This is a genomic window from Legionella anisa (genome assembly GCF_001467525.1).
Lineage (GTDB): Bacteria > Pseudomonadota > Gammaproteobacteria > Legionellales > Legionellaceae > Legionella > Legionella anisa.
On sequence record NZ_LNXS01000001.1, the window covers coordinates 232,829 to 249,158 of the forward strand.

A 16,330-nucleotide genomic window follows, 5' to 3' on the forward strand; every position below is an offset into this window, starting at 1 on the left:
ACTGAATTACCGAAGTGGTTATGTCCCTTGATTGTCCCAATATCCTTTGGGGGTTCTCTAAGATTATGTGTTTAAAACAGAAAAATAATATGAACACCTGATTTAGTATCAATGGCAGATATTTTCAGTGTGAGCATACGCTATGCTATGGTTGGTGTATCTAACGATCCATTTCTATTTCACTCCTTGTTTTTGTGGGCAGTGTTTTTTCAGGAGTGAAGGAGCCAGATTTTTCTAATGCTTGTTGACTTTTGTTGTAAGCTGCGACTAATTGATTTAAGTCTCTTTTATTGTCAATGGTTGCAGCATTGTCTCTAATGGAAATGATTTGGCTGCCGCTTAACTTCATGGACTTTATTTGTACAAAATCGGCAATTGTTTTTGGTAGTTCAATTGGCTTATCAACGATTGAGGAAATGGCTCCTATATCCTTTCTCATTAGTTGCTTTTGGATTTCTGCAATCCCTTTGCTTAAATGAATATCGTTCCAGTCTGTTTTTGCTTTTCCCTGCAACCCATCGGGAAATACTGCTCTGGCACTTAAGTTATCTTGTTTAAAGGCATTAATTGTTTTTTCGATGGCTTGTTGTGATTTAGCGAACTCTCCATCATTATCTCCTGCAATAACAACTTCTTTTGAATGGAATTTTTTGATGATTGGGCTTAAGTTCTTCATGTTTGAAACGCCAAAGGAGCATAAAACTGTGGCTTTGCTGTCCGCGAGAGCGATGGAAGCACCTGTTTCAAAACCTTCGGCGATATAAAGGCGGGATCCTTGCATTCCTTTTTGAATAACGCCACAACTGCCGTCTATGATTCCTTTGGATAGCTTTGGGTTGTCCATGAATTTATTTTTACTGGCTGTTTGCTTGTCCAGATAAATTCGTTGAACGCCTGTTAGTTCATTTTTTTCATTTCTTGCAGCAATGATTAATGCTGGGATTTTATTAACTTTATCTTCCAATAATCCTTGTTCATTGCAGTTTTTCCATTGAGATCCAGTGGGCCAGAAACGTATATCCATTTTATCAATGGATTCTATGCCCCGATGTTGTTTTAAATATTTTTCGGCCAATGTTCCCTTTGCAAGAATAGAACCATCCCAGATACTTTTTGCAGAAATTACTTTGTTCTTCTTTTCAAGGTCATTTAATTTTTGTAATTCATTTTTACTGGAAATGGGGGCTTTTATGAATATGGAAAGGTTTTCTAATTGATTTATGCCTACCATGGACGCAGCTTGAGAGAGTGCTTCTTTAAAGGACAGCTTATCTCTAGCAATAATCGCTTGAATCGGCGCGCCTCCTATTCCGTCACTGAAATCATGCCATAAGCCTTTGTCCTTGCCTTTCAAGCTTACAATTAAGCCACCAGAATAACGTAACTCTCTGGAGTTTTGTGTTTTTGGCTCACCCCAGATTGTTTTATAGGTAGTTTCTGGGTCGGCCATCAGAGCTTCATTAATAATTCTGGCATCCAAAAATTGTGCAGATTGTTGGATTTTTTGTAAGACCGGATTGGTTGATTGCAATGATTTTTGGGTGATCGTTTCTGGCTTAAAATCGTAGTTATTTTCTAATTCCTTATTAATTGTATTTACAGATGACACATTCAATGGATATTCTTGCAAAGCTAATTGATAACCGCTGCCCTTTTCAATTTGCTTCATATGACTGGAAAGAGATAACCAGTTCTTTTTCCAGGCTGATATTTCTTTTGCAGAATTAGAGTTTGTGACGCTAGGGAACTGCATTGATAGTGTGTGTACGACTTCATTTAGCTCCTTAATTTCACGCAATTTTATTTGGTGGTTGCTAGCCTGGGCTAACAGCTTTTCTTTGTTGCCTTTTTCATAGGATAAAATTGAATCAAGGTACTTTGAGCCTTTTAATTGATGAGCCAATGCATCACGTTTTGATGACTGACTGATTGCTGCTGATATCAGCTTGTTATTTTGTACATTGCCATCAGCTTTATTAAGGTGCGCCTGCTGCCAAAGCCTGTAAGTTTGCATACTGGCTTTTTTGTAAGTCAGGAAACATTGATAGTCTTTTTTCTCAGGTGAAGAAATATTAGATAATCGTTCCTTTCTGTCGGTAACTCGTAGATATTTACTAAGGGTTTTAGATTCAATATTTGCTTCTTTAATAAAGGGATAATGGCCAGTGATATCATTTTTAATCTCATTAATTACTGCAAGACGTGTTTTGAAATTAGACTTACTTGCCGTAAATTGCTTGATGTTTTCCCGATACTGCTGTTTTTCTGTTTGTACTGCTAACTTTGCCAAATCCAGCTTGAAATAAGAGGCTATTTCAGGCATGGCTTTGTTTTGCATCAATTCGTGAGCTAACTCATTGCGGCGGGTGAGTAACTCAATAGATTTTGGATTACTACTCTTCCCTTCACTGTTTCCCGCTTCTTTTAAACTTGCTGACCAATTTTCTCTAAGCTCAAGCTGTAATGCTTTATAGGCTTTGATGTTATCGAACGCCAATCTTCCCTCAGCACTTAATCCATTTCGAAACAATTTATCGCTATGCAAACGCGCATCTTTATGTATGGATTGCCATAATGATTCAGGCTTTTGATTCAATTCTTTTGCATGGGTTAAAACAAAAGAATGTGATAACTTGGATTCTCTTTTAATTTGGACTGCAAGCCTTTCTTTCTCTTCGCCTTGTGCGTTTAAATAAAGCGAAATATTGGTACGTATTAAGTCCCTTGTTGCCTGCTTGCCAAGTGATTCCAGGCGCATCTGTGCTTTTTTAAATTCCTTGCCATATTCATGCTGTGGCAATCCAATTCGGTTTAGTTCTCCGATGGAAAAATGCTGCAAATAAGGTTTATAACGCTCCAGATCCCTACTAATTACAAAAGCTACTGCATTGCGTTTAGCGGACTGTTGTTGCAGAGCTTGTTTATTCTGATTTGAAATTCCATTATCCAACGATTGGGCATTGATATGCTGACTTCGTTTAAGGATTTGTTGGTTTAAAAACACGTACTGCCTGACAGTAGAAAAATCCTGCCTTTCTGATTTGGGTAGTGAATGTAATAACTTCGAGGTTTGGAAACGCAGGGCTTCACGCCGATAGGTACTAACACCAAAACCCAAGCGTTCTTTGGCAAGGCGATACAATTTGGGATCATTCACAATGGCAAATGCTAATTTTGCCGCTTTTCGATCTTCCCCTTGTTGTTTGCATTGAACATAGGTTTCTACTGTCTGTTCCAAGCCCTTCCAGTCCTGTTCTTTCGATAATTTTTTTTCAATGGCATTTTGTAAGACTATGCTGTTTTTGTGCTCTTTAAAACGTGCTTCATGAGCTTTCAGAGTATCTGAATCAACCATATCCATTGAGGAGTACTTGTCACTGTTATTGGTGGTAATGGCTTTAACCAGATGATCTTTATCGTCCGTGACTACTATCATTTCCCAAATACCACGGGTTGTTTCCACGTAATAGTTTTGGATGGTTGATGCAAATCGGTTTTGGCTTTCAATAAGGCCAAGACCTCTTTTTTTATCTTTTCCCTGGGTAGCATAGGTCGTGAGTACATAGCCATGATCAAGATGTCGTAGTTCTTTTGCTCCGTGAGGTAAGTGTAGGGTTTGATTGTCTTCCGTTATGATTGTTATTCCCTCATTGTTGATTTGTCTGATGGTTGCCAATTCAGAGTTGCGAATACCATTGTGTTCAGAATTACGTTTCCATTGAATTTGATCACCGGCCATTAGACTCAATTGTTCTCGCCGATATACTTCAACAGGCCGTTCCAAATCTTTGTTTTCAGTTCTAAATTCAGGTAGTGAGGACAATTTAAATTTTATGGCTTGACCATTTTCATGCTTAAGAATCAGTGTATTATTATGCTTGTTTTTGTTAGTGACCTGCCCAACAGTTAAATAATCTCCTGCTTTGATGTTATACCGCTGAATAGTATGATTAAAACGAATGATATCGTTTTGACTATAATAAGCTGCATTTCTGAGCTTAATTCCAGTTAAATTGCGTTCTTTTAATATGGGTTGCAGATGCTCTTGTCCGGTTAGTGTCCCTTCTTGAATTAAAGCGTTTCGTAAAATCTGAGTTATATCCTGGCGATTTCTGTGCGTTGGGGCAAAGCATAGTGTGTTTTGGCGTTCTTCTGGTGTTAATGACAACCATTTACTTGAAATATAATCAACCCGTTTTAAATAAGTATCAAGCGTTTCCACATGAGTTAACTTATCAACGGCATCATAGATTTCACCTCTACCAGCATGAATTGCTGATTCCCTTAATTCTGAGTCTTTCTGGCGAAGATTATCCGTCATGGCAACGGTTTTAATCCCATAATCTTGAATGACAGAGAATAATTTCCCGCTGGATGGGGAAGGAAGCTGGGCTTTATCGCCAATGATCTTTAACTGGGTATTAAACTGTTCTGCCAGTTTGATGATTTTATGTCCTTGTGGATTAGATAACATAGAGGCTTCGTCCACCACAAATATGGTTTTACTTAAGTCCTGTTTCTGATTTTGCAATCTCCCTAACTCTCTTGCAAAGGTAGAAGCATTTAACCCTCCTTTATGGCGCAGTTCATTGGCGGCTGCCGAGCCTGCGGTAATACCACGAATTTCATAGCCCTGAAGAGATGCTAATTCACGAGTCAAACGTAGCATCGTGGTTTTACCAGTTCCTGCATACCCTTGAATGGCAATAAATCGGTCTGTTGAGGTTAGGAAGGTTGTCATAGCTTTTTTCTGTGAAGGGGATAAAGCAAATGCCATCTCCTGTTCTTTTGCTTTTATAAACTCACTGACTTTTTGTTTCGAACAAATAGCAGAAACAGCACCTTTACCATTTTCAATACGCTGGATGGCCTCGCTCTCAAGTGTTAGTTGCCAGGGCGTTGTCAATAAAGGCTTTTGTGTGAAGGGGTGTCTTGCCGTATACAGGTTTTGATTTGCAATGTTTTCATCAATGGCTTTATTAATTAAGGTTTCATCGATTATCTTATTGCTGGCGATTACATATTTTAGCGCTTCTTTTTTAAGTTCCCTTTCCTCAAACACCGCATGCTGTTGACTGATTGATTCAATGGCCACATACACAGACTCTCTGGCATGAGTCATTTCGATGTTATCCTTACCATAAAAGCGCTCAACAATGTTTTCCTTTAAAGTTTGAAAGAGATTTTTCTGAGGCTTATACGATGAAGCCACTAGTTGATGTGGATCAAAGCCCATTTCCTGGCATTCTTTGATGATGTCTTCTTTCCATTTCTCATAATCAATGATTTCTTTATCCAATTTTGTTTTTTGAGCCGCAATCGAGGATGCTTTAGCACCACTCCAGCCTTTTTCGTCAAGTAATGCTTCGATGGATTCCCTTCTTTTTGAAAAATGAGTTAATACCTGCTCAGGTGCACCCTGGATTTCCCACAAACCATCACCATCAGATGCCAGCTGATAGCCAAGTTCTTTGGTTAAATTCGCTAATTTGTTACGAAATTTAAGCCCGCCATAGATATGGTGCTTCATGATTTGTTCAACCACGCCTTTTTGACCATCCATGTCACTGGCAAGCGAGCGCCACTTCCCATCTGGGCAGTGGGTCATATTTTGAACTACAAGGTGCGTATGTGAATTAGGATCATTGGCACGAGAGCTTGGTTGACGAAATGCTGCAATGACTAAATTTCTGGTATCAATATATTCAATTTTGCCGTCAACAAGTTGCCTGGCTTGTGCAAACTCCTTTTCCATTTCTTCAACGAACCATTCTACGGCCTTATCAAACACCTCTCCAAGCCTTGGATCAGCACCACTTTCAAGTAAAATTGAAAAAGACTTTGGGGCAGTAAGGGTCATATCAAAACCGGGGCGATGATGAATACCATCCTTATCGATTCGACCGAGTTGAGTACCATCAGGTAATATGCCTTTCAGAAGGGCAATCATCTGTTCTTTTTCTACTGCTTGCCCGTGGATCCCAAGAATTTTCGCTCCATCTCCTAACCAACGAACACTTTTAGAATCGTTTTCATAATAATTGACGACATCTAGATAGTAGGCTGCGGCTCCATCGGCACTGTCTAATGGCTGAAGACTTAACATGCTTACCCCCCAATTTGTTCTTATAAAAACTCAACAAGCTCTTTTTCTTCCTCAAGCTTTTTTTCTCTTGCAATTGGTTTTGTGATATCTTTTTTTGTTGAAGTTGCAGCCTCTAAAGCATCATCATGGGATGCGGCAAGGATGGGATCGCTGTAGGTGTCCACCAATTGCTCTACTTTTTGACGAAGTGGATCAGGATCAATGTCTCGTGCAATAAATTCTTCATGAATGAGAGGATAATCAACGTAATTAAGCTTTATTTTTGCCGCAGGAAATTCCCCTTTGACGCGCAAATATCCTTGTAGATCATTGATTACCTGAATTTGGGTTGGTAAAACCAATTGTTTTTCTTTAGTTTGACGAGAAACTGAAATCCCATCACGCATGGTGTTTGCCCCATAACTGATGGACTCATTCACCTCTTCAATTTCGTATGTACCAATATTGCGGGAGGCGTGCTCCGCATCAGTATGTTCGGGTAAGCGTAGGAACAATCGAGTCGAACACAGATTTGAAAGGGACGCGGCACCATCGTTACCATAAATGGTACGCAACTGGGATGCACCGTGATGACCTAATAAGAAGCAACCACCAAATTTGCGACTTTCTGATTTAACTGCGGCTAAAAAAGGTAAGGCATGCAAGGTAGCCAGCTCATCCAAAATAAACCAAACACGGCGGTTATCATCAGGCGCTAAACTTAAGAGTTCTTTGGTAGCAGTATTAATCCAGGCCGAAATTAGTGGTCTGATGGTTGGGTGTTTGCGCCCATCAGAACTGACAAACAAACAGGAATTATTCTGCTCATTCAAAATCCAGTCGCGAATCGAAAAGATGTCCCCATCATCTTTCAAATACAGTAAGGATTTTAAATAAGTAGCCATTACGGTTTTCACATTTAAAGCAGTCTTTTGTACTTTATCGGATACCAGAGATTCTGATTCAGTATGACGCAGTAAATGATGAATTCGACCTAAGTCTGCTGTGAGCAAATATTGCAATAACATCAGATTGGAGCGTTTAGGATCATTTTTTAGCTCATTGGCAGTCGAGACGAAAATCATACGCGCGGCTTTAATCCAAAAGGGATCCATGGTGTTATTGATGGGCATCGGCATGATGGCCTCAGCAAGTGCTTCAAGATCTGCTTTGTCTTCGCATTCTGCCCAGACATTCCAGGAATGGCCTCTCGTATCTAAGGGATTTAAAATTACATCTTGATGTTCACGATAAAAACGGGATAAATAAGTTCCTCCTTTATCATAAATAATCGCGCGCTCACCCCTAGCTTGTATTGTCGTCAATAGATCACGAATAGCAACAGTTTTACCAGATCCGGTGGTTCCGACTATTTGTATATGCTGGGTTTCAGAACCAAAGGGCAGAGATACACCACCAATCCGATAAGGAGAAATCCTGCTTGTCTTTTTGATGCACTTTTGTAACGTGTTTTCATCAACTAACTCACTGCCGCGAATGATCTTAGCTTTACTTTGATTTTCCCCTCTTTTTTGCAACCACTTAACCATGACAATTAACATCATGACAGAGGCAAATAGTGCCTCTATCATGCTCTTAAGTAGAGCTTGTTTTAATTGATTAACAATGCCGATGACCATGGGAGCTTTTACAATTTGCGCTGAATACACTGGATAAGATTCACCCGTTGGCATGCGAACCACTTGCTTGGCTTTGCTCTGTATTAAAGTCATTGCCTGGGCTTTAACCCATTGCTGGCCAATATAACGTTGATACGCACTGGTATTAAAATAAAAAGCGATGACTGAGAAAATAAAAAAAACTATCAGCATAGCAAGGCTTACTTTCTTACCTACCTGTGTGAACATGCGGACATTGTGCAAAAAGATTTGACCGCCGCGAATAAATAATTTTGTAGGATTTACCGCCATCATTGACTCCGAATCGATATAAAAAAAGTGAAAATCAGGCTACAATGAATAAAAAGGAGAAAATCCAATGGAGAAGAACTATAAAGGGCAAGTGATGATAAGCTCACTTGATGAATTGTCCCCTGAACAAAGAAAAAAACTGCGTTTGGCATCAATGGGAATCGGTTCTCTTGTTCTTTTAATTGTGGTGTTACTATTTCTTTGTTTTGGTGATTTCCCAAGTAACAAAGACTCCTTATTTTTTTACTGCACCGATTGGCTCTTATTCCTTGTGTCACCTTTAGCGGCTTTTGGGCTTGGTGCCTCTTTTGGCTTTGATTTGATGCTCTCAGATCTAGGCTTTGCATTTTCTTTTGGATCCTACGGTGGTTCATCACTAAACCAGCCGTTTTCCTCACATGAGTCGCCCAATTACCATCGTTCAAACCACTACGGCTCTTCTGTGAGCATAAACCCAAGCTCAGGTCGGCCGATGTCAGGAAGCAGTGGTATGGATACCTCTGGAAACCCTTATGGAACCCGATCCTGGTAAGCATCATTTTACGTCCTTGTTTGCCTGGGCAACGATGACATCCTGCATGACTTGCGACCCGTCTTGCACTATGCCCTCAACATTCTTGGACATCTCTGACTTGGCGCGTGCAAAATCCTTATCAACTGCACTAACCGAATCTTTATTGACGCTTCCTGCATTGATGTTCTTTGCTCGGTCATTGAACGTATTGGTATAATCCCCAAGGGCATGATCAACCCCCGCACTACCTGCAATACGACTTTTAAATCCTTCATTTTTTTGGTGCACTTGACTTTCGTTAATAGGATGATTTTTTTGAAATTGGCTGATTGATTGCGCGGTTTTTTCACCAACAAATTGTCTTGCATAAGACTGAGCTAATTCAGGATCGTGACGAATTAGCCATTCTGCCTGTTGCAACCCAATAGTGCCCTGACTATTAGGTGCACGATGATGTGATAACCAATCAATAAATCCTGTTTGAGCATCAAGATTAATAGATGCTGTTTGTTCGCTGGAAGTAGTTGCTTGTCGGTGATAACTCTCTGATTCGGAAAAACTCGCCACAGCTTCATCTCGATACTGCATAGATTTATCAAAGCCTGCTGAAAAGTTATTAGCCAAGCGTCCACTAAAATCATCAGAAGTGCGGAAATGATCGTCCTTGGTGGCTTGTCTTGCCTCATTCACCACATCTGTAAAATGGTGTTCCTCACTAAAGCGCCGCGCTTCATTCATCAAGCGTGCGTCTTGATGGGATTCTGATTTGTCCCGTTCATGACGCACATTTCCCCCAATCTCAATATTACCCTTTGCCCCAGGTACTGCAGAACCGGTTCCAAAACCAAACGATCCTCCTAAATTAATACTGGCAGCACTTAAAACTTTAGTCGCGTCATCCCGAGAAATATTATGATCGTGAGCAAAGGTATCAATGAGATTGGATATTTTTGATGCCGCCGCATTAAAGCCTGCTGAAGTGGATATTTGGTGTCCCTGCCCACTTTGTTCCCCATGTGATTGCGTTTCACCAAGCTCTGCCAGGCTTCTGAGTGATGCCGCATAGTGCTCTGATGAAGCAATTGATTTATTGAACCCAGCACTTTTAGCACTGTCGGATAATTCAGAAAATGCAGATCGCGTGCTTTCTCCTAATTGAATATTAAGCGGGGTATGCGAGGTCGCAGTTGCCATCGTCAGTGTTTCACTGCCATCACGCGATATTCGCGCAATTGAACCACTATCAAGGCTTGTTTCAATACCACCCAATGATATTCTGGCGTTTTGATCGTTATGAAAAGAACTGCTATTAAACCCATTATGATTAGCAAAACTGGTATTTCCGTAGCTGTAATTTCCCATTTGTGCTTCTTCTGCCGCAGAGGAGGCGGCATTTTGAACAATACCTGTTGGTTGTTGCGTGAGTGATACAAAACTACCCACGTGTCGACTGATTAACATATAACTCAATGTGGTTGTCGCCAAGACTAAGTAGCCTCCCAAGGCAGCCATATTTTCATAGACTTGATTCATGCCTGTTTGGTAGGCCAAAGTAGTCGCCCCTGTTGACACAAAGGACAATGAAAACTGCGCCAAAATAGTCATGATGTAGTTAATAACAGTAAACATCGGTGCCCATAGGGCAAGCCAGACATACAGTGTTGCGTAAAATTGAAAAAAAGAAATGCCGGAGGGAAAGGGGAAAAAAAACAAGACAAAAATAAAACACCCTATAACAATGCAAAATAAAAGACTTTGCAACATGGGCAACCAATAGGCGGACATTAGTCCAATGTTGCTGAGTGCCGCGGGTATTTTATCCTGTGCTCGACTGGCTGAAAAACTGTCTATGGCCGCTTTTGAATTCACACGTGCGCCCATAGAAAACACGCCATCGCGAATGGCGTTGGCCATCATATTTTGCCGAATAAGTGCTGCGGCATCACCTGACATGGCGGTTAAATGATTATAAGCTTGAGGTAAGTATTTTTCGAAATTAGCTAGGGCATCTGAATGATTGCCAAAAGCAAAACCTGCATACTTAGATTTGGCATCTTCAATCACGCCACTCCAGGCACTGTCTAATAAACTAGCGGCTTCCATACACGATTTAAATGAACCATCGTAAATAAACCCACGAGCAACAGAGGCATTGGATTTAACCAATTCCCAAATATCTCTTGCTTGATTAATGTCTTTTAAGCCATATCGTCCATACATCACATCATAGAACACGCATTGCTGCATGAACTTTTGCATGTTTGCATTAAACAACGGATCGGTTATTTTTATATTACTTGCTGATAAAAAGAGCTTCGCACCCATGATCATGCCTGTTTGGCTGTAATCCATATCGTTAGGTGAATGAAAGAAGAATTCAAAAAGCCGGGTTATTTTATCACTTAGCTGACTGCTTAATCCTCCTACAACACCCAAAACTAAGGGCACGTTATCAACCGTTAAATCTGGTCGCAGAGGATCAGTTCTATCGTGGATTTGCAAATTGCAGGTAGGTGTTAGAATAAATGAAATAACAAAAGCATATTTTAAAATAAAGAAGAACATACTGCGCACATCACGTTTTACAATAAATTGGCCAACAGTCCAAACCCCACCAATAATCAGTGCTGTTCTAAAAATCCCAAGTATTCCATCATAGTGAAACATAGCTGCGGTGGCGTTATAAAACGCCTTAAGTAACTCACCACCGGTAATCGTATAAATTTGCATCGTAACAGCCATTTCACTCACCTCATTTGATTAGCCCAACTCAAAGACTGAGTGAGCTCTGATGAAAATTCGCCTACAAGCATTTGCTCGATGGTTTGAGTTTCTTGAATCATCTGCATCGCCATGCTCATTCGCTGATGCGCGCTACCTTCCATTTGAACCAAGTCGCGACGAGCCTGGGTGAGATCAGTTTGAAACTCTTTCATTATTGCTTCTGGATATTGCAGAGCTCCTGCTGCTTGTTTAACGAGTTGCAGGTTTTCATTCAAATATTGAAATAAAATATCGATGGCAATGGCTTCTGAGTAACGTGTAGTGTCAATCACTGCACTGTCCTTCATAAAGGCCATTTGAACGCTGACCATTTTCATCACCGGATATTGTGTGGACTCAATTAATCCTTTAGCGGCCTCACTTTGCTCCACATTGTCTTTAATCTTGCTTGCCATATCCAAAATCAGATCACGAACTTTTGATTCAAGACCATGACTGATATCAATGTTTTTACTGGTTAAGGTGGGTTGTAAGCATTTGACCTTTTCATCACATTGATAGATTTTTACCTCGCCACCGCGTAAAAGAGCGCTGATTAAATTGTTATTACTTACTAAGGAAGACAGGCGTTGGACATGCACCCCTTCTGCATCGCGAGTCAGAATTAAGGTGCCTGATAAGGTCATCATGAGTTGAGCTAATTCGATATCATCTGCAAATAAGCCGTTTTTCTTTAACGCATTCCACGCCACATTGGTATTATCAACTACCTGCTCATTGCTGCTGTTTTCATTAATCACTCTGTCGTAATCATAATTACTGGAGCCTTTACCACAGCCTTGTCGTGCCTCGGCCCAGTCTGAAAAGAGATTTTTGGATTGACCGATGGATTGGCAGGCATGTTGTTGTGCAATACGGGTGCGTGGGGCTAAACCCAGTACGGCACTTTCCGCGGTTGCGCACGAGCTGATATTGGTTTGGTTCACCCAGGTAGCCACGTTTTGTAATTTGGTTGCCACATTACCTAAAAGAGGAGTTGCTTGCTCTAGGGCCAATTGGAAGGCAAGACCTTGTGAGTTGTTCAATATATTCTTGGTAAAATCGACAAATTCTTTACCTTTGATGTGAGAAAACCCACCTAACGTGGCATCTATGCCGCCACAGCCTGCGGACACTTTAGGCCAGCTCAAACGCATGATTTGCAGATTACGTACGCTGCTTCTAGCGTATAAATTACCGCCAGTATAAAAACCAGCACGCTGCGCTTGGTAAGCATGCGGCTCTGTTACATTCGCGCCCATATTAAGAGCTTTAAAATAACCAGTTAAATCCTCACCTATTGATTTGCTGTACACTTGTCCGATGCCAAGTGCACCGATTAACCCACAAGACAGAAGAATTTTTTTCATAAAGGCACCTCTTTGTCATGTATCTGGCTAATTTTTAGTAACCGATTGGTTAGTTCGCCTTCATCAATAGTGCCTTCAGTAACAAGACTCGCCACTTGGCTCTTTGGGTTAATCAAAAAAAGAGAAGGATAAACACTGACTTGAAATACCTTCGTTTGTCCTTCATTCATCACCGCATCAGGAAAGGATGGTAAAAAGCCTCCATCAACAGAAATAGCAACTACGCTAAAGCCATAGTGTTGACTCAAGCGTTTGAGCGTGGGTGCAAAGCGTTGACAATGAGGACAACTCGAACTGAAAAAAAAGAAAAATCCTTGATGTTTGGCAAGGGCATGAAGCGGTGCATTATCAATATCGGCGTATAGGCTTGATGAAAATAACGTTCCTAATATTAGAAAAATAGCTAATTTATTGCGCATTGTAATCTCCCGATTGAAAAGCGTTGCTTGCCATTAAAATGTTTTCCTTCAATTCCGACTGGCTGACTAAGCCATAAGCAACTGGCATGGTTTTTTTAGATACTGGATTAAGAGCAAAAACCGCAGGAATGTGTTTAACACCCATCTGAGTTGCCTGACCGGAATCAACTCGTGAGTTAGGTAACATCGGGGAGATGCGATTGGTCATGGCAATTGGAATAACAGTCATGTGATAACTGTTCGCAAAATCACTCACTACTTGGGCCATGCGCTCGCTAAATGGTTCACCACCTTCATAGAAATACAACAAACCAGATGTTTGACTAATTTGAGTAATCGCCTTTTCCTTTTGCATGCTGTTTTGCTGGTTGTAGATATCACGTGCTGCACTACTGCTCGGATTAATAAGACTTTCATCCTGATCGGGGTTTATTAGCAGATCGAGCATCCATTTCTCAGAAAACAGATTAGCCTGTGCCACAATCAATCGTTGTAATCGTCTTGCACGAGCAATATTTTCAGGAGTTGGATTTAAAATAGCTTGTGCGCGAGCCTGTTGCACTCTATTACCAATCAATTTCCATGTTTTATCAGGATCGGCAGGTTTACTTACATGTGAAGGTGCCACTGACTCGGTTTGTGGTTTATTCTTGACTTCCTCTTTGGGATCCTTATGCCAATACCAACCTTCCTCATGCTCATTAAGATAAGGCTGCTCGGCGTACAAAAAAGGACTCACGCTAACCAACAAAACAAAAAACCATCTAGCCATTGATGTCTCCTTGATTGTAAAATTGATTAAGGCGCTGGCTTATTCCATTGGCAGTCTGTTGGTAATCCGGTTGTTTTTGTTTATTTTTTACCTCCTCATAAAATTCTGAAAAATCAATGGCTTCGAAGTGAATTAATTGCAATTGCTCAGGCGTAATACCCGAGCAATTTGAATATTTATTTTGGCCAAAACCAATATGTAACTGATCACGTCTTCCTTGTACTTGAACCATACGGGCTAATTTAGATTGGAAGACACAGTAAGTCTGGTGATGATCGACACAGACCGAGCCAATAGGGAGTTTTTTGCGTTTAAAACAATATTCACCCGTAGGTACTACCAGTTTGTTTTCTCGAGCTTTTCCCAGTTTTTTCTCAGCATCACTACACTGTGCCAGCTCAAGATCCAGACCCCACCCCTTATCACTGCAACAATTTTTAAAATGGAGCATTGTTGTTGAACATTCAAGCAATTGACCTTTGAAAATAAAATTGGCATTGCCATCAAAGTCTTTTGAGGCATCCGAGGCGGCGGATAAGGTGGACATTGCTTTTTTAAAATCGTCTTCATTGGCTGGGGTTAGTTCATGTTTCGCGCAATTACCATCCAAACAAAAAGCATCCTCGCCACACAACAGTTGGTTGTCAGTACATTGGTTTATCGGGCATTGATACGTTTGCTGATGGGTTGTGCAAAGTCCTGCTTCTTCTTTCACACAAGTTGAAGCAGTCTGCTCACATCCTTGATTAACTAGGTTATCGCACGTATTTTGCTCCTGACTACCACCACAGGTGTAGGATGCTCTCTCTTTCCAGCAAGGGCGGGTCAATGGAACATCGCCAATAATCCGTGTTTGATTGGGCTCAGTGCATGTTAGAGGCTCAGTAATATGACACAACCCCTCTTTTTCTTTGTTTTGCAAATGTTGGCATTGGTCGTCCCAATACTCTTTGCTTTCATAAATTTCTACCGTCATCGAAACGGAGTGAACATAGGGCACTGTGCAGCGACCGAATCGACAATTGCCAACAGACAATGATAGGGTGGGATTGGCGCATGTAGCTGTTTGCTCAACAACCACTAATTTCTTTTCATCAAGGAAACTGACCTTCACCATGGCGCAATTGGCAGGCAATAGAATCGCTGGTGCTGGTGCTAAATCCTTATAAATCGTATAGCAAGGAGTTTTGCCTTGTTGGCAGGTATCCGCTTGTGCCAGATTAACTGAGACTTTAAAAGGGGTATTCCTCATACCTCCTTTTCGCAGGTATAGACTGTAACTTTCTGTTTTGTAGGGGGAAACATCTAACCTTAAGTGTCTTGCACAATGCAATACACCTAATACCTTGCTAGACAGGCATGTTTTTTCCTGCCATGAGTAATGGCATTCTTTGGGTTTTAAAGAGCAGGTGGTTTTATCGGTATTTTGACCATGCATAATCGCATCTCCATTTTCCGCGATTTGATTTAACTTTTGCATTGATTCCGAGGCAGGATTTACTTGATACAAGGGGCGATGATTAAAACTTTCGCCTACTGCCTTTCCTGCATCATTCTGAGCCACGGCAGTTTGCGAATCGGCTTCAAGACCTGTGCTTGCCTGCGTGACGCCACTATAATAATGTTCTTGCGGCAGATTGGCTTGATAGCCAGGAAACTGGCTCAGATCCAGTGCTTTTAATAAATCAATGGATTGATTGGTATGGCTTGTTCCGGTCTGAACGCCTTCTTGATACGCCTGATTCAAATCAAGTGCAAAAACCTGTGAACAAAGGATTAAAAAAACTAAAACGAAGCCTTTCATTAGATTAATTCCCCTCTTAACCGAAGAATCATTTGATCCAACACGGGGTCTTCTGACTGCTCATCTCCCCTCATTTTTTCCAAAGCATAGTCCAGCGATACATCACCATAAAGACTGTCGTAACTCACCGGTTTGCAATCCATATTGGCAGGACAAGCAGGGGTGTCTTTCACATAAACCACTGCAGGAACCATAGCGATATCAAAGGTTTTAAAAAGAATAGGATCAAGCTGCATCCCAATTCCTGTTTTTTTACTGAGCGTTTGAATAGCCGTCATCGTTTCTTTAAACGAATTATGAATTAGTCCCCGAATCACAGGTGTTGCTCCACTTTTTTTACATTGTAAAAGCCAGGCTTTTAGACTTTTTTCTGGCATTGAAAACGATAAGAACACGAGTACCTGACTGACTTTTTTTAAGTGGGTTACAATGGGCTCCTGTGTTTTTATGACTTGATGCATCTCGCCGGTAAATTCTGCAATTTGACCCGATTTTTCTGAAGTCTCAAGAGACTTACTGATTTGCTTTATTTCATTTGTAAAAGCATTGGCGCGATTTTTTGTATTCGCCTCAATAGACGCAATATAGGCTTCATCTTCTGCAAGTGCAGGAAATGACAACAAAAATAATGCAACCAAGAAAGAAGTGTTCATTCGTATTGTTTTCATCACA

At 40.8% G+C, this 16,330-nt stretch carries 9 protein-coding genes; 1 reads left to right on the plus strand and 8 read right to left on the minus strand.

The features are described 5' to 3' along the window. Positions 1-160: 160 nt before the first annotated feature. Together traI and traD are read right to left on the minus strand one after the other, a co-directional pair. Positions 161-6,106, minus strand: coding sequence for a conjugative transfer relaxase/helicase TraI (traI, locus tag Lani_RS01065; RefSeq protein WP_010947790.1), 5,946 nt, complete (start codon positions 6,104-6,106; stop codon positions 161-163). Between the two features lie 20 nt (positions 6,107-6,126). After that, positions 6,127-8,019: a type IV conjugative transfer system coupling protein TraD gene (gene traD / locus Lani_RS01070; protein ID WP_010947791.1), complete on the minus strand. Its 1,893-nt coding sequence runs from the start codon at positions 8,017-8,019 to the stop codon at positions 6,127-6,129. Positions 8,020-8,083: 64 nt separating this feature from the next. On the opposite strand from traD, the gene Lani_RS20075 reads away from it, so the two are divergent. Next, positions 8,084-8,548 carry a hypothetical protein gene (locus Lani_RS20075; RefSeq protein WP_021437030.1) on the plus strand — a complete coding sequence of 155 codons (465 nt, stop codon included), beginning with the start codon at positions 8,084-8,086 and terminating at the stop codon, positions 8,546-8,548. Positions 8,549-8,551: 3 nt separating this feature from the next. Here the strand turns inward: Lani_RS20075 and Lani_RS01080 are convergent, their stop codons facing one another. From Lani_RS01080 to trbC, 6 genes are read right to left on the minus strand one after another with little or no spacing between them, the layout of a single operon-like run. Further along, complete coding sequence (locus tag Lani_RS01080) at positions 8,552-11,272, minus strand: conjugal transfer protein TraG N-terminal domain-containing protein (protein WP_015444244.1); 2,721 nt, start codon at positions 11,270-11,272, stop codon at positions 8,552-8,554. 5 nt (positions 11,273-11,277) lie between these two features. Further along, a complete protein-coding gene (locus tag Lani_RS01085) occupies positions 11,278-12,663 on the minus strand; it encodes a conjugal transfer protein TraH (RefSeq protein ID WP_010947793.1) in 1,386 nt (461 codons plus the stop codon). Then, positions 12,660-13,082, minus strand: coding sequence for a type-F conjugative transfer system pilin assembly thiol-disulfide isomerase TrbB (gene trbB / locus Lani_RS01090; RefSeq protein WP_010947794.1), 423 nt, complete (start codon positions 13,080-13,082; stop codon positions 12,660-12,662). Before trbB ends, Lani_RS01085 begins: the two co-directional genes overlap by 4 nt. Further along, on the minus strand, positions 13,072-13,854 hold the full coding sequence (traF, locus tag Lani_RS01095) for a type-F conjugative transfer system pilin assembly protein TraF (RefSeq protein WP_010947795.1): 783 nt from the start codon (positions 13,852-13,854) through the stop codon (positions 13,072-13,074). The genes trbB and traF overlap by 11 nt, the downstream gene beginning before the upstream one ends. Next, positions 13,847-15,658: a type-F conjugative transfer system mating-pair stabilization protein TraN gene (traN, locus tag Lani_RS01100; RefSeq protein WP_010947796.1), complete on the minus strand. Its 1,812-nt coding sequence runs from the start codon at positions 15,656-15,658 to the stop codon at positions 13,847-13,849. The genes traF and traN overlap by 8 nt, the downstream gene beginning before the upstream one ends. After that, positions 15,658-16,326, minus strand: coding sequence for a type-F conjugative transfer system pilin assembly protein TrbC (gene trbC, locus Lani_RS01105; RefSeq protein WP_015444243.1), 669 nt, complete (start codon positions 16,324-16,326; stop codon positions 15,658-15,660). The genes traN and trbC overlap by 1 nt, the downstream gene beginning before the upstream one ends. Positions 16,327-16,330: the final 4 nt, after the last annotated feature.

Bases quoted from the DNA above. Each gene is read 5' to 3' on its own strand.
- Lani_RS20075 (WP_021437030.1), top strand. From the start codon at position 8,084: ATGGAGAAGAACTATAAAGGGCAAGTGATGATAAGCTCACTTGATGAA.
- Lani_RS01080 (WP_015444244.1), bottom strand. From the start codon at position 11,272: ATGGCTGTTACGATGCAAATTTATACGATTACCGGTGGTGAGTTACTT.
- trbB (WP_010947794.1), bottom strand. From the start codon at position 13,082: ATGCGCAATAAATTAGCTATTTTTCTAATATTAGGAACGTTATTTTCA.
- traF (WP_010947795.1), bottom strand. From the start codon at position 13,854: ATGGCTAGATGGTTTTTTGTTTTGTTGGTTAGCGTGAGTCCTTTTTTG.
- traI (WP_010947790.1), bottom strand. From the start codon at position 6,106: ATGTTAAGTCTTCAGCCATTAGACAGTGCCGATGGAGCCGCAGCCTAC.
- trbC (WP_015444243.1), bottom strand. From the start codon at position 16,326: ATGAAAACAATACGAATGAACACTTCTTTCTTGGTTGCATTATTTTTG.
- Lani_RS01085 (WP_010947793.1), bottom strand. From the start codon at position 12,663: ATGAAAAAAATTCTTCTGTCTTGTGGGTTAATCGGTGCACTTGGCATC.
- traN (WP_010947796.1), bottom strand. From the start codon at position 15,658: ATGAAAGGCTTCGTTTTAGTTTTTTTAATCCTTTGTTCACAGGTTTTT.
- traD (WP_010947791.1), bottom strand. From the start codon at position 8,019: ATGATGGCGGTAAATCCTACAAAATTATTTATTCGCGGCGGTCAAATC.